The organism is Streptomyces sp. NBC_01446 (assembly GCF_026340095.1).
Taxonomy (GTDB): Bacteria; Actinomycetota; Actinomycetes; order Streptomycetales; family Streptomycetaceae; genus Streptomyces; species Streptomyces aureus.
Map to the genome: position 1 here is coordinate 791,002 of NZ_JAPEPO010000001.1, position 14,120 is coordinate 805,121.

Here is a 14,120-nt window from a genome sequence, read left to right on the forward strand (position 1 = left end):
GCAGTCTTCTAGACGAGCAAGTCCTATGTGCTCAGTGATCAAATGCGATGAGGGAACGCATGATGGGTACTCCGCGTGTCGAGTACACCGTGACTGGCCTCGGGCTGTCCATGAGGCCGGCATTCCGTCTGCTGGTGCAATGGTCAGAGCAGAACATGCCTCATGTTCTTGCCGCTCGAGACCGCTACGACGCCTCTGGCGCCCCTCTTTCCGCTTGAGGGAAGCGCCGACCAGGCGGTGCCGGCCGGGTGCTGGATCTGCGTTCGTGCGGAGTTGTCAGGCCGACTCGCGCACGATCAGTTCCGTAGGCAGGATCACTTCGCGATGGCCCTTGCCCCGGTGTGCGATCTCATCCAGCAGGAGGGTTGCCATGGTGCGGCCCATCTCCTCGATCGGCTGGCGGACGCTGGTCAGTTGGGGATCGGTGTGCCGGGCCACGATCGAGTCGTCGAAACCGATGACGGCGACGTCGTCCGGCACCTGCCGTCCGGAAGCGCGCAGCTCAAGTACTGCGCCTGAGGCTGTCACGTCGGAAGCGGCGAAGACGGCGTCGAGGTCGGGGCATCGCTGCAGGAGATCGCGCATGGCCTGGCGTCCGCCCTCTTCCGTGAAGTCGCCGTGCGAGATGAGACTTTCGTCCACGGTGATACCCGCACCTTCCAGGGCCTCGCGGTACCCGTCGAGACGGCCACGGGCGACGTCCATGTCCAGCGGACCCGTGATGGTGGCGATGGCCCGGCGGCCCTTGTCCAGCAGGTGCTGGACCGCGATCCGGCCGCCGCCACTGTTGTCCGCCCGGACATGGCCGAGAGGCTCGAGATGGTTGCGCCGTCCGGCCAGCACGGTCGGCACGGCCAGATCGTCCAGCAGGTCCGGGAGCGTGTCGTCGCGGTGGACCGCCACCATCAGCACACCGTCCACCTGCTGCGCGGACAGGTACGAGGCGAGCTGCGCGTGCTCCTCCTCGTCGCGCACCAGCACCAGCAGCAACTGCATGCCGGCAGGGGCGAGTCCGACGGACACGCCCCTGATGATCCCCGAGAAGTACGGCTCGGAGAAGAGCCGGTTCTCGGCCTCGGGGATGACCAGAGCCACCGAGTGGGTGCGACGGGTGACCAGGGAACGGGCGGCGAGGTTGGGAACGTAGCCGAGCTCGGCGATCGCCTGCTCCACGGCTGCGCGCGAACGGTCGCTCACCTTGGGGGAACCGTTGATCACCCGGGAGACCGTGCCACGGCCGACGCCGGCCCGCGCGGCCACCTCCTCCAGCGTCGGGCGTCGGAAGTCGGCAGCTTCAGGCAGCCTTTCGGCAGGATGCATCGTTCACCTTCCGGCGTTCCATGAGTGCTCGCCTCATTGTGGCCCACAAATTTTGCAATGCCGTTGACTAATCGGGGACGGGGCCCGCCTCAGCCGCATCTCAGGCCCGTGACCTGCGTGAATCCTTCATGAGGCTAGCAGGCGTCCGGTAGGTGACCCGACTTCGTGGTGCACGTTCATGTGACGCGAGGGGCACCCTCAAGTAACGACCCTGTTTTCAACTCTTGACACCGGGTCACCCGGAAGGAAGTCTTCTGGCGAGCCGCGTGGGAGCGGTCCCACGGTTGGTCGGGACTCCCTCGTGCGGACCGAAAGCACCGACGGCCTTTCCCTCTTACCTCGCGTAGCGCACCCGTTGACCAGCATCTTCGCCCTGCATGCCGGGTGCTGTGGGCTGGCCGCTGCTGGAACCGAGAGGGCAGGTCCGCACCGTCGATCCTGGGCGGTCCGATTCCGGGGGCCCCGTTCCCCACTGGGACAAGGAGTAGTGCAATGCGCATCACTGGCACCGGCGGCGGTCGCGGCCGCAGAGCGGCGGCCCTGACCACCACGGTCCTGGCAGCTTCAGCCCTGCTGCTCACGGGCTGCGGCAGCGGCAACGGCGACTCGGACGCCTCGAGCTCCGACGGGAAGATCACTCTCAAGGTGGCCGACTACGGTCAGTTCGGTTACCGGGAAGCCGGCCTGTTCGCCAAGTACCACCAGCTGCACCCGAACATCACGGTGAAGGAAGAAGTCACTGCCAACGAGCAGGACTACTACACGAAGCTGCTTCAGCAATTGAACACGGGCAGCGGCCTGGCGGACGTGACGGGTCTCGAGGTCGGCCGCATCAAGGAGGCCGTGGACACCCAGGCGGGTAAGTTCGCCGACCTGAGCAAGTCGATCAACGTCGGCGACTGGGTGTCCTGGAAGGAGAAGCAGGCCACCGCCAAGGACGGCACGGTCATCGGCGCCGGTACTGACATCGGCCCGATGTCGCTGTGCTACCGCAAGGACCTCTTCGAGAAGGCCGGCCTGCCGACCGACCGGGAAGCTGTCGCCAAGGCCGTTGCGGGCGGCTGGGAGGACTACCTCAAGCTCGGTGAGCAGTACAAGAAGAAGGCGCCCTCCGGTACCTACTTCATGGACTCCGCCAGCGCCATGTACAACGCGGTCGTCAGTTCCGACTCGAAGCAGTACTACGACGCCGAGGGCAAGCCGGTCTACAAGGACAGCTCCGCGGTGAAGCAGGGGTGGGACCTGGCTGCCGAGGCCGCGGCGAAGAAGCTGAGCCACGGTCTGCCGCAGTTCACCGACCCCTGGACGGCGGCGCTGCGCAAGGGCACGGTGGCCACCGTGGCGTGCCCCGCCTGGATGGCCGGCCAGATCTCCACCAACTCGGGTGCCGCCTACAAGGGCAAGTGGGACATATCCCGTGCGCCCGGTTCGACGGCAGCCAACTGGGGTGGCTCCTTCCTGACCGTTCCCAAGAGCGGCAATCACGTCAAGGAGGCCACCGACCTGGTGAAGTGGCTGACCGCCCCCGAGCAGCAGGCCGCCGTCTTCAAGGCGATCGGTGTCTTCCCCTCCAACCAGAAGGCCTACCAGCTCGCCGATGTGAAGGACGCGAAGCTCCCGTACTTCAACAACGCCCCCATCGGCCAGATCTACGCCGAGGAGGCCAAGACGATCCCCGAGGCGGTGCTCGGCCCGAAGGACGGCGTGATCAAGGACTCCATCTCCACGCAGATCAACAACATGGAGCAGCGAGGGACCAAGCCCGCTGACGCGTGGAAGGCCGCCACCCAGACGATTGACAAGGCGATCGGCTGACGCCCGCCGGTGCGGGTGCCCCCGGCGCCGCCCGCACCGGCGCCGGGGTCCGGGCCTGTTCGGTGCATCCGGCCGGCCGCGACGCAGGAGCCGTCCGCAGCCGACCGAGTGCCCGGCACGCGCGGGACAGCACCAGGTGCCGCAGCGTGTTCCGCCTCACCGCGGGCCCCGGCGTTGCTCTATGACACTCATCCGGCGCCGCCAAGCGGACCGGACCCGAACCGCCGGTGTGGGGTCCGGCGCCAGACCGGCAGGGCCCGGCACCGACGGCCTGGCCCTGCCTCACACGGACTTCAAGCCGGGACGCGGGGCCGCTCGGTCCCGTACCGCTCCGCATGAGGACCGCCAGGACCGGCGCTCGGCCCATGGATTCGCCTCCGGCCGCCCACTCGGCCGCAACCCCCAAAGGACTCCCTCCGTGGCAACAACAGCCCCCGCACCGGGTGCCCACGCCTCGCCACCCGGCGGCTCCGGCGCCGCTTCGAACGGACTCAGCCGACGGACGTGGCGTTCCCGGCTGTGGCGCTTCGACGACCTGGCGTCGCCGTACGCGTACATCGCCCCCTTCTTCCTCATCTTCGGCGCCTTCGGGCTCTACCCGCTGCTCTACACCGGCTGGATCGCTCTGCACCGGGTGGAGATGACGAGCCTCGACCAGTCCCAGTGGGTCGGCTGGGAGAACTTCGCCACGATCCTCCAGGACTCCGAGTTCTGGACCGCCGTCACGAACACCTTTGTGATCGGCGTCATCTCGACCGTTCCGCAGCTGCTGGTGGCGCTCGGCCTGGCCCATCTGCTCAACTACAAGCTGCGTGCCAGCACGTTCTGGCGAACGCTGATCCTGACGCCGTACGCCACGTCGGTGGCGACCGCGTCCCTGGTCTTCGCTCTGGTCTTCCGTGCCGACGGAGGTCTGCTCAACTGGGTGCTGCACTTTGTCGGCGGCGGCAACACCGACTGGGGCAACGGTGAGTGGACATCCAAGATCGCCATCTCGGTCATGGTGATCTGGCGCTGGACCGGCTACAACACCCTGATCTATCTGGCGGCCATGCAGGCCGTGCCGACCGACCTGTACGAGGCGGCCTCGCTCGACGGCGCGACGCGCTGGCAGCAGTTCCGCAAGGTGACCATTCCCTCGCTGCGGCCGACGATCCTGTTCACCATTGTCATCTCGACCATCGGCTCCATGCAGCTGTTCGGTGAGCCGCTGCTGCTGCAGGGCGGCACGCTGGGCTCCATCGGCGGCAGCGAGCACCAGTACGAGACCCTCAGCATCTATCTCTTCAACTACGGCTGGAAGCTGGGTCATCTGGGTCCGGCCGCGGCCGTGGCCTGGGCGATGCTCGTCCTTCTGCTTCTCATCGCCTTGATCAACTGGATCGTCGGCCGGTTCGTGCACAAGAACGCGGCCTGACGGGAGCGACATCGATGACCACGACCAGTCCCACCACCACCGCACCGGCCCTCGACCGGGGAGCGTTGCCCGCCTCCGAGGGCAAAGGCCACGGCGGCCGCTTCAAGCTCGGCGCTGGCCAGCAGCTCAAGGGTGGCCCGTTCACCTATGTCGCGCTGATCGTCGTCGGCCTGGGGTCGGTCCTTCCGCTGTACTGGACCCTGGTTGCCGCATCGCATGACCAGCAGCGGGTCCTCGACAGCCCGCCGCCGCTCGTGCCGGGCAGCCGTCTATGGAGCAACCTCCAGTCGGCCTGGGAACAGGCCCACTTGGGCACGGCGATCGTCAACACCCTCATCGTCGCCAGTTGCATCACCGCGGCGACGCTGTTCTTCTGCACCCTCGCCGGCTACGCCTTCGCCAAGATGCGCTTCAGGGGGCGCGGCGCCCTGATGACCGCCGTCATCGCCACGCTGACCATTCCTCCGCAACTCAGCGTGGTACCGCTCTTCATGATGATGTCGGACATCGGATGGGGCGGAAAACTGGAGTCGGTGATCTTCCCGACCCTAGTCGGCGCCTTCGGTGTCTTCTTCATGCGCCAGTACCTTCTGGAGGCCCTGCCCTACGAGCTCATCGAGGCTGCCAAGGTGGACGGGGCGAGCAACATCCGCATCGTGTGGAGCGTCGTCCTGCCCGTGGCCCGGCCCGCGATGATGGTGCTCGGCATGCTCACCTTCGTGCAGGCGTGGAACGACTTCTTCTGGCCCTTCCTCGCCCTCAACCAGGAAAACCCCACCATCCAGGTGGCGCTCGGTCAGCTCAGCGCCTCTTACACCCCCGACCAGAGCATCGTCATGGCCGGAGCACTGATCAGCACGCTGCCGCTGCTGCTCGTCTTCGTGATCTTCGGCAAGCAGATCGTCGGCGGCATCATGTCGGGCGCCGTCAAGGGCTGACCACAGTCCACCGCCGGACCACCACCCGGCCTTTCCACACGCCACTTTGGGAGCGTTCTCACCATGACCGCCGTACTACCCGAGACCACTGCCGAGTCGGCCTCGGACACCTCCTTCCCGCCCGGCTTCGTCTGGGGCGCGGCCACCGCCGCATACCAGGTGGAGGGCGCCGCGACCGCGGACGGCCGCACCCCCTCCATCTGGGACACCTTCAGCCACACTCCCGGAAAGGTCCGCAACGGCGACACCGGTGACATCGCCGCCGACCACTACCATCTGTACCGCGACGATGTGGCACTGATGAAGGACCTTGGCCTCAAGGCGTACCGCTTCTCCATCTCCTGGTCCCGGGTGCAGCCCACTGGCCGCGGTCCCGCAGTCGAGCGGGGCCTGGACTTCTACCGCCGGCTCACCGATGAACTCCTGGAGGCGGGCATCACTCCCGTCGCCACCCTGTACCACTGGGATCTGCCCCAGGAACTGGAGGACGCGGGCGGCTGGCCGCACCGCGACACCGCGCACCGCTTCGCCGAATACGCCGACATCATGGCCCGAGCCCTCGGGGACCGCGTCGGCATGTGGACCACCCTCAACGAGCCGTGGTGCTCGGCGTTCCTGGGCTACGGCTCCGGCGTGCACGCGCCGGGCCGCACCGAGCCCACCGCCACCTTGCGCGCCGCCCACCATCTCAATCTCGCCCACGGCCAGGCGATCGGCGCGCTTCGCTCGGTGCTGCCGGCGTCCGCGCAGACCTCCATCACCCTCAACCTGCACCAGGTGCGCCCGCTGACCGACAGTGCCGACGACGCCGAGGCCGCACGCCGCATCGACGCGGTCGGCAACAGGATCTTCACCGGCCCCATCCTCGACGGCGCCTACCCCGCCGACCTCATCGAAGACACCGCACGCATCGTCGACTGGGGACAGTTGATACAGGACGGCGACCTGGCCGAAATCTCCCGGCCGATCGATGTGCTGGGCGTCAATTACTACTCGCCGACCGTGGTCTCCCTGGCCGCCGACGGCGACGACGCCACCAAGAACGACGGCCACGGCGCGAGCGACCACTCCCCGTGGACCGGCTCCGATCATGTCGCCTTCCACCTCGCCAACGACGAGCTCACGGCCATGAACTGGGCCATCGACCCCAGCGGGCTGCACACCCTGCTGACCGACCTGGCGGCGTCGCACCCGCGGCTGCCGCTGATGGTCACCGAAAACGGCGCTGCCTTCGACGACTACATCTCGCCCGAGGGCACGGTGCAGGACCCGCAGCGGATCGCCTACCTCCACGCCCATCTGGACGCGGTACGCCGGGCCATCACCGACGGTGCGGACGTCCGGGGCTACTTCCTGTGGTCCCTGCTGGACAACTTCGAATGGTCCTACGGCTACTCGAAGCGTTTCGGCACCGTCTACGTCGACTACTCGACCCAACGCCGCATTCCCAAGGCAAGCGCCTACTGGTACGGGGACGTGATCCGCAGCAACGCGCTGCCGGACGCCACTGGTCAGGAGTAGCACCTGATCATCCGTCCCAGGGCGCCGCTGTGACATTGGCGGCGCCCCTGCGGCCGCCGTGCTCCGGAAAGAACGGTGCCGATCGCCCGCAGAGTCCAGCACCTGTCCGACGAGGTCAAAGAACCAACCCGGCGCACCACCAGGGCTGTCCGCTCCTGCCGGCCTCAGATGCCGGACCTGATCGGTGTCGGGCCCGACAGTGCCGCAGTCCTCCTCATCGCCGCAGGTGACAACCCTGACCGCACTACTGACGAGGCAGCCTTCGCCGCCCTGTGTGGTGTCAGCCCGGTCGAGCAGTCCTCCGGCAAGACACACCGACGACGCCTGAACCGCGGGGCAACCGCCAAGCGAACGCTGCCCTCTACCGCATCGTGATGACCCGCATACGCTGGGACGAGCGCACCCAGAAGTACCTGCAGCGACGCACTACCGAGGGCATGTCCAAGCGCGAGATCATCCGATGCCTCAAGCGGTACGTCGCCCGCGAGCTCTACCGCCGTCTAGCCTCTTTCGCGGCTTGACGAAACACAGGGGCTTCTACGCCACCCACCAGACACCCGCCTTCAAGCAATGGCTGCTGGCCCACCCCCGGTTCCACCTGCACTTCACACCAACCGGCTCGTCCTGGCTGAACCTCGTCGAGCGGTGGTTCGCTGAACTGACCAACAAGCAGATACGGCGAGGTGTCCACAGGTCCGTCCACGCCCTGGAGAAAGACATCCGCGACTGGATCGCCGCCTGAACACCGATCCCAAGCCCTACGTCTGAACGAAGACCGCAGACGAAATCCTCGAACGCCTCGCCAGCTATCTGAACCGGATTCCTGACTCAGAAGACTAGGTCGCGACACCATGCACCGGTTCTGGGACCAGTACATGCCCGACGTGCGGCAACGGAGTCTGGCCACCGCATCACCCTGGCGGGCGCCCCTGGAGGAGCTCACCGGACTCCCCCGCCCCTGGTTCACCTTTCCGGCAGCTCCCCGAGGGGAGCCGCCGGAAAGTCGCCCGCGGTCAGGGCGCAGCGGCGGCCCTCACTCGGCGGGGAGCGAGCCCAGGAGCTTCCGCGCGCCTGTCAGGACTGCCCTGTCGACCGCGTCGCCGAGATCGAGGACCTGACGGAGGCAGGTGCGGGCTTCCACGCCTTCTCCCAGTTCGGTCAGGGCCTCCCCCAGTCCCAGAAGCGCGCTTCCCTGCATGTGGGGCATGCCGATGCGCCGGAACTGGCCCACCGCGTCGCGGTGATGACCGGCTGCCTCGCTCCACCCGCCCAGGACGGCGTGGTCGAGGCCGAGGGCGTAGGTCGTGTGGGCGCGGGTCATGTCGGATCATCGACTCCGGCTTCCCCGGTGACGGCTACCAGCGCACCGACGTGGACGGCTACACGCAGTTCTACTGCACGGGCAACGCGGAGGACGCCACCCCGTTCTTCCCCATGGACGACCGGCTGAAGTTCGACTGCGACATGGGCCACGGCGCCTCGGGCGGCCCGATGTCCACCCCGGAGGGTCAGATCGCCGGCGCCAACTCGCACGGTATCGACGACGGAGCGGGCAACATCGTCGAACCGGTCCTGTACAGCTCGGTGCACGCCGACAACGCGATCGACGTGATCAACCGGATCGGCACGCTCAGCTAGCAGCACGCGCACGACAGCAGAAAGCGGCCACCAGCCGAACTCGGGCTGATGCCCGCCTCTTTGACGTCACTCAGTCGCCCGGGCCGCCGAAGTCGGGGTCGAGCGCGGCGCCCGTAGGCGGCGGGCCCGCGTTGGCCAGTTCCTGGCTCATGCACTCGGTCCGGATCTGGTCCGTCGACATCTTCTCCCAGCCCTCGGGAAGCTTCAGGCCAGCATCGGCCAGCGACTTCTCCCACTTCGCGACCAGAGCCTGCCGCGTGCGAGGGATCTCATCGGCCGGCGGTCTGCTGCTGACCGTCACGCCCGACGGTTCGACCAGCTCGGACACCATCACTGCGGTTCCCACACCCAGCAGGAAGGCTGCTGCTATGGATAACCACGCCTTACGCCCCATCCCACTTCCCTTCTCCGTACCGATCTGCACCGCCACCTGGCCCAGCCGGTCCTCTGCCCGCACCGCGATCTTCGACTTCATCGAGGGCTGGTACAACTTGCGCCGACTGCACAGCAGCCTCGGCTACCGCAGCCCCGCCGACTATGAGACCGCCCTCGCAGCCCGACCACCACACCGAGGGTGTCCGTCAAAGCGGAACAAGCTCAGACCCGACCTGCGACGGTTACTGCGCAGGAGAACTACACGCATGCTGTTCGGTGCCGTTCTCTGGTCCCGTTGAGTAGTTCGGGACGGGGGCCGGGGAGGTGGGCGTGTGCCAGGTGAGAATCCAGCCGGCGGTAAGCGCCACCGCGCCGCCTGCCAGGGCGATCGCGCCGCCTGTTCCGATGCCTGCGGCCACCGAGCCGAAGCAGGCCGGCCCGACGCCCTGCAGCGTCATGCTGCCGGAGCCGAGCAGACCGAAGGCCTGGCCCTGGCCATCCTGGGGCAGGGCGTCCAGGAACGGCCGTTGCAGGCCGAGACCGTAGGCGAATCCGAAGCCGCAGAGCAGCAGCAGACAGGACGAGACGCCCACTCCGGGCTCGGCAGCGAAGCCGACCAGCGGCAGTCCCATCAGCGCAATCAACGGGACTACCAGTCGCTCCCGGGTGGGTGGCCGTAGCAGTCGACCCACCAACAGGTCACCGACAAGCATGCCGACCGGCAGACAGCCCATCAGCACCGCGTACCAGCCGGGCGCGAAGTGGCGTCCTCCCGCGTAGGCGACGATCAGGCCTTCCGCGCCCGCTACGAACGCGGACGGTAGCCACTGGGCCAGCATCAGTCGTCGCACCGTGTGTCCGCGCAGCAGCTGGCCGGCACCGAGCAGGCTTGTCCGGACGGCCCCGCCATCACCCCGAGCGCTGCCGGGTGTGCCGCCGAACTCTCCCGGCTGCAGCCGGGGTAGCCGGATGCGGATAGCGAGCGCGCAGCCGAGGTAGAGGGCGGCGCTTACCGCGAGCGCCCGGCGCGGGCCGAGTATCGCGACGGCCGCACCTCCCAGCGCCAGACCGAACAATTGCGCGCCGGAGGCAGCGATGTTGTTCAGTGAACGGCCCAGTACATAGGCGTCGCCCTCCAGCCACTGCGCGACCAGCCGACTCGACGCGCCGCTGAACACCGGTGTGGCGAGGGCGACCAGCGCCACCACACCAAGGCTTGCCGCAATCGGCATCCTCACCAGGGCGAGCAGCAGGGCGGCGGCGCACTCCAAGGCGTAACCGCCGGCGATGAGCGCGCGGGGCGGCAGTCGGTCGGCCAGTGAGCCCAGGAGCAGCGAGCCGAACAACTGCGGGAGAAAGCCGATGCCGAAGGCCAGCGCGCTCAACAGCGCGGAGCTGGTGGCCGCGAAGACCAGAACCGAGAACGTGGTGATCCGCAGCGAGTCCGCAGTGATCGCGACGGTGCGGGTCGAGAAGAGCAGCCGGAATCGCGGCTCGGCCAGCACCTCCCGGTAGGTGGCACGGTGGTTGCCCTGCGCGGGTTCGGCGGTTGGGGTCATGACGCGCAGCCTCGCCGTGCGCCCACGCCACACACCAATGATTCGTCGTTGGACGAATCCAAACAGACGTCCCGCGGTAGCATGGCACGGTGCTGCGCTTCGAAGTCTCCGTCGAGGACCTGCTGCGCAGCCGCTTCGCACTGTCGCCCGCGATGGACCTCTGCTCACTGCTGCGCTCGCTCGCCGGCCAAGACCGGCCGCTGCCGCGAGCCTGGGCCACCCGGCTCCTGCCGGCCTTTGAACGGCTTCGCCGCGATACCGAACTGAACGCCGCCCTCGCCCTGCACAACCCGCAATCCGGACCGAACTTCGTCGCCCCGCCCCCGCGCGGCCTCAATCAGACCTGGGCAGACGACCTGGCCATGATCCGGGCCACACCGCTGGACGCGGCCCGCCGCGAATTCGCCACCACCGCGACCGGCCCGTTGGCCCGTGATCCCCGCGTACGCGCAGTGCTGGACTCGACGGACGCCGTCTCCAGGATCGCCGAGGCGATGGACCAGGCGTGGCACGAGCTGCTCGCCACGGACTGGCCGCAACTACGCGCGATCTGTGAGCGCGATGTCGTGCACCGGGTGGGTGTGATCGGCGAACACGGATGGGCCACGACCATCGAGAGCCTGCACCCGAGCATCGCCTGGCGCGCCGGCGGTATCGAGCTCGGCTTCTTCCGAGGCGGAACAGTCCGCCTCACCGGCGACGGGCTACTGCTGATCCCTTCGGTCTTCGTCGGGAATATCGCCGCCCACCTGGAAGACCCCTGGCCCAGGACCTTGGTCTATCCCGCCCGCGGTACCGCCGCCCTGTGGGGCAAACAGGAGACTGTCCCCCAACCGGATGCGCTGACCGCTCTGGTCGGCCGGGCCCGAGCCCGGCTGCTGGTGGCGCTGGACGCCCCGGCCAGTACCAGCCACCTCGCCCGAAGCCTCGCCATGGCACCCGGCGCGGTAGGAGACCACCTCGCCATCCTGCGAGGCGCGGGTCTGCTCGTCCGCGCCCGGTCCGGACGGTCGGTGCTCTACCGGCGCACCCCGCTCGGCGAGGCACTGGCCGGCGGTTCGGGCTGAGGGCTCAGATCAGCACTGGTGTCGGGGTCGGTGATGAGCGCCGACGGCACCCGCGTCTTGACACAGTGCCGGGGCCACCAGGAGGCAGCGAACGCCGGAAGACACGACACGGTGCACGAGATCTTCTCCAGCACACCGGGCGAACGGTTTACCCACGACAGGTAGTACCGCCTTCACCGCTCCCTGTGCCGGCCGCCGGCATAATCCGATTGACGCGCGGCAGCCGCTGCGGGTGCCCCGCTCCGTCGGGAAGAAGAGATCACACAGGCAGTGGATCACCCCGTCCCACTCTCCGGGTAACGTCAAGGTATGAGTCATCCGCACCCCGAGCTGAAAGCCGCCCCGCCGCTTCCCGAAGGAGGGCTGCGGGTCATCGCCCTGGGCGGCCTAGGTGAGATCGGCCGCAATATGACCGTCTTCGAGCACGCCGACAAGCTGCTCATCGTCGACTGCGGCGTGCTGTTTCCCGAGGAGACCCAGCCCGGCGTGGACGTAATCCTGCCGGACTTCACCTCGATCCGGGACCGGCTGGACGACATCGTGGCCGTGGTACTCACCCACGGCCACGAGGACCACATCGGCGGCGTGCCGTACCTGCTGCGCGAGCGGTCCGACATTCCCGTCGTCGGCTCCAAGCTGACGCTGGCATTCCTGGAGGCCAAGCTCAAGGAACACGGCATCCGGCCGCGCACGGTGCGGGTGAAGGAGGGCGACCGGCGCGGCTTCGGGCCCTTCGACTGCGAGTTCGTTGCGGTCAACCACTCCATCCCGGACAGCCTCGCGGTCGCGATCCGCACCGGCGCCGGGATGGTGCTGCACACCGGCGACTTCAAGATGGACCAGTTCCCTCTCGACGACCGCATCACCGATCTGCGCGCCTTCGCCCGCCTCGGCGAGGAGGGCGTGGACCTGTTCCTCACCGACTCCACCAACGCCGAAGTACCCGGCTTCACCACCTCCGAGCGTGAGCTGAACCCGGCGATCGAGCAGGTGATGCGCACCGCGCCGCGCCGGGTCATCGTCTCCAGCTTCGCCAGCCATGTGCACCGCATCCAACAGGTCCTGGACGCCGCCCACCAGCACGGCCGCAAGGTCGCCTTCGTCGGCCGGTCGATGGTCCGCAACATGGGCATCGCCCGTGAACTGGGGTATTTGAAGGTCCCGTCCGGTCTGGTCGTGAGCACGAAGGAGCTGGAGAAGCTCCCGGACCACAAGATCACTCTGGTGTGCACCGGCTCCCAGGGCGAACCGATGGCCGCGCTGTCACGGATGGCCAACCGCGACCACCAGATCCGCATCGGCAAGGACGACACCGTCCTGCTCGCCAGCTCCCTCATCCCCGGCAACGAGAGCGCCATCTACCGCGTCATCAACGGACTTACCCGGTGGGGCGCCCACGTGGTCCACAAGGGCAACGCCAAGGTCCACGTCTCCGGGCACGCCAGCGCCGGCGAACTCGTCTACTGCTACAACATCGTCAAACCCCGCAATGTCATGCCCGTGCACGGCGAATGGCGCCACCTGCGGGCCAACGGCGACCTCGCCATCCGTACCGGTGTCGACCCAGACCGGGTCGTCATCGCCGAGGACGGCGTCGTCGTCGACCTCGTCGACGGGCGCGCGTCCATCACCGGCAAGGTCCCCGCCGGCAACGTCTACGTGGACGGCATGGAAGTCGGCGGCGCCACCGAAGCTTCCCTCAAGGACCGCCTCACCCTCGCCGCCGAAGGCGTGGTCACGGTGGTGGCGATCGTCGACGCAGACACCGGCGCCCTCGCCGAGGCCCCCGACTTCCTGGCCCGCGGCTTCGTCCACGACGACACCACCTTCGAGCCGGTCGTCCCCGTCATCGAGAAGACCCTGTCCACCGCGGCTGAGGAAGGCGTCGGGGACGCGCGCCAACTCGAACAGCTCCTCGCCCGCGCTGTGGCGAACTGGGCGTTCCGCACCCACCGCCGCAAGCCCCTCATCATCCCCGTCATCATCGACGCCTGAGCCCGGCAGCACGGTCCCCGGTTCGGGTCTGTACGGTGGGTGGTGTAACTCCCGTTCAGAGAGCGACAGTTGATGACTGACGTGACGAGTGACACCGAGGCCGGCAAGGTCACCACGGATGCCTCCGAGGCCGTGGACGAGGCCCTGCTGAGCGAGCTGATGGAGCGGGCCCGGGCCGGCAGGGTGAGCCTGACCGGGCGAGGGCGGGCTGCTGCAGCAGCTGACCAAGCGGGTGCTGGAGTCCGTGCGAGCCACGCCGACTTCGACTCCGCCTCTTCTCCGCCGCCGCCCAGCTCGTCACGACCGCCCGCCGTCGACACCTCAGATTCACAGACCATTGGCCCTGGACCAACGTGATCACCAGTGCCCTGGCCAGGCTCGAAGCCCTCCCGAACCCAGGCGGGCGTGGGGCATGCGGTTTCCTTTCAAGGATGAGGTGCTTGGGAAGGCAACTGCGTGAGGTGACACCGCGAGG

11 protein-coding genes and 4 pseudogenes are annotated in these 14,120 nt (G+C 67.9%); 11 read left to right on the forward strand and 4 right to left on the reverse strand.

Going from position 1 to position 14,120, the window contains the following annotated elements:
- Positions 1–276: 276 nt before the first annotated feature.
- Positions 277–1,320: a LacI family DNA-binding transcriptional regulator gene (locus tag OG456_RS03690; protein ID WP_266557145.1), complete on the reverse strand. Its 1,044-nt coding sequence runs from the start codon at positions 1,318–1,320 to the stop codon at positions 277–279.
- A gap of 492 nt (positions 1,321–1,812) precedes the next feature.
- Here OG456_RS03690 and OG456_RS03695 point away from each other — a divergent pair, with 492 nt between their 5' ends.
- From OG456_RS03695 to OG456_RS03720, 6 genes and pseudogenes are all read left to right on the forward strand, one after another.
- Positions 1,813–3,135, forward strand: coding sequence for an ABC transporter substrate-binding protein (locus tag OG456_RS03695; RefSeq protein WP_266557147.1), 1,323 nt, complete (start codon positions 1,813–1,815; stop codon positions 3,133–3,135).
- 418 nt (positions 3,136–3,553) lie between these two features.
- Positions 3,554–4,552: a carbohydrate ABC transporter permease gene (locus tag OG456_RS03700; RefSeq protein ID WP_266557149.1), complete on the forward strand. Its 999-nt coding sequence runs from the start codon at positions 3,554–3,556 to the stop codon at positions 4,550–4,552.
- A gap of 14 nt (positions 4,553–4,566) precedes the next feature.
- Positions 4,567–5,490 carry a carbohydrate ABC transporter permease gene (locus tag OG456_RS03705; RefSeq protein WP_266557151.1) on the forward strand — a complete coding sequence of 308 codons (924 nt, stop codon included), beginning with the start codon at positions 4,567–4,569 and terminating at the stop codon, positions 5,488–5,490.
- Between the two features lie 63 nt (positions 5,491–5,553).
- Complete coding sequence (locus OG456_RS03710) at positions 5,554–7,011, forward strand: GH1 family beta-glucosidase (protein WP_266557153.1); 1,458 nt, start codon at positions 5,554–5,556, stop codon at positions 7,009–7,011.
- Positions 7,012–7,197: 186 nt separating this feature from the next.
- Positions 7,198–7,532: pseudogene (locus OG456_RS03715) on the forward strand (transposase); the annotation flags it as partial.
- A gap of 17 nt (positions 7,533–7,549) precedes the next feature.
- Positions 7,550–7,851 (forward strand): annotated as a pseudogene (locus OG456_RS03720) (transposase); the annotation flags it as partial.
- 193 nt (positions 7,852–8,044) lie between these two features.
- Here OG456_RS03720 and OG456_RS03725 read toward each other — a convergent pair.
- Positions 8,045–8,332 (reverse strand): tol-pal system YbgF family protein, encoded by a 288-nt coding sequence (locus OG456_RS03725; protein WP_266557155.1) that lies wholly within the window; start codon positions 8,330–8,332, stop codon positions 8,045–8,047.
- 50 nt (positions 8,333–8,382) lie between these two features.
- Between OG456_RS03725 and OG456_RS03730 the strand changes: the two genes are divergently transcribed.
- Positions 8,383–8,649, forward strand: coding sequence for a hypothetical protein (locus OG456_RS03730; protein WP_266557157.1), 267 nt, complete (start codon positions 8,383–8,385; stop codon positions 8,647–8,649).
- Between the two features lie 70 nt (positions 8,650–8,719).
- Here the strand turns inward: OG456_RS03730 and OG456_RS03735 are convergent, their stop codons facing one another.
- Positions 8,720–9,124, reverse strand: coding sequence for a hypothetical protein (locus tag OG456_RS03735; protein WP_266569559.1), 405 nt, complete (start codon positions 9,122–9,124; stop codon positions 8,720–8,722).
- Here OG456_RS03735 and OG456_RS03740 point away from each other — a divergent pair.
- A pseudogene (locus tag OG456_RS03740) lies at positions 9,081–9,200 on the forward strand (IS3 family transposase); the annotation flags it as partial. The gene OG456_RS03735 and the pseudogene OG456_RS03740 sit on opposite strands and share 44 nt — an antisense overlap.
- Before the next feature lie 66 nt (positions 9,201–9,266).
- On the opposite strand, the gene OG456_RS03745 reads toward OG456_RS03740, so the two are convergent.
- The gene (locus OG456_RS03745; RefSeq protein WP_266557159.1) at positions 9,267–10,583 is read right to left on the reverse strand and encodes an MFS transporter; all 1,317 of its coding nucleotides are present in this window, start codon (positions 10,581–10,583) and stop codon (positions 9,267–9,269) included.
- An 89-nt stretch (positions 10,584–10,672) separates the two neighbouring features.
- Here OG456_RS03745 and OG456_RS03750 point away from each other — a divergent pair, with 89 nt between their 5' ends.
- The 3 genes and pseudogenes from OG456_RS03750 to OG456_RS03760 all read left to right on the forward strand — a co-directional run.
- On the forward strand, positions 10,673–11,650 hold the full coding sequence (locus OG456_RS03750) for a helix-turn-helix transcriptional regulator (RefSeq protein ID WP_266557161.1): 978 nt from the start codon (positions 10,673–10,675) through the stop codon (positions 11,648–11,650).
- Between the two features lie 309 nt (positions 11,651–11,959).
- On the forward strand, positions 11,960–13,645 hold the full coding sequence (locus tag OG456_RS03755) for a ribonuclease J (RefSeq protein ID WP_266557163.1): 1,686 nt from the start codon (positions 11,960–11,962) through the stop codon (positions 13,643–13,645).
- 248 nt (positions 13,646–13,893) lie between these two features.
- Positions 13,894–14,046, forward strand: a pseudogene (locus OG456_RS03760) (transposase); the annotation flags it as partial.
- Positions 14,047–14,120 lie beyond the last annotated feature (74 nt).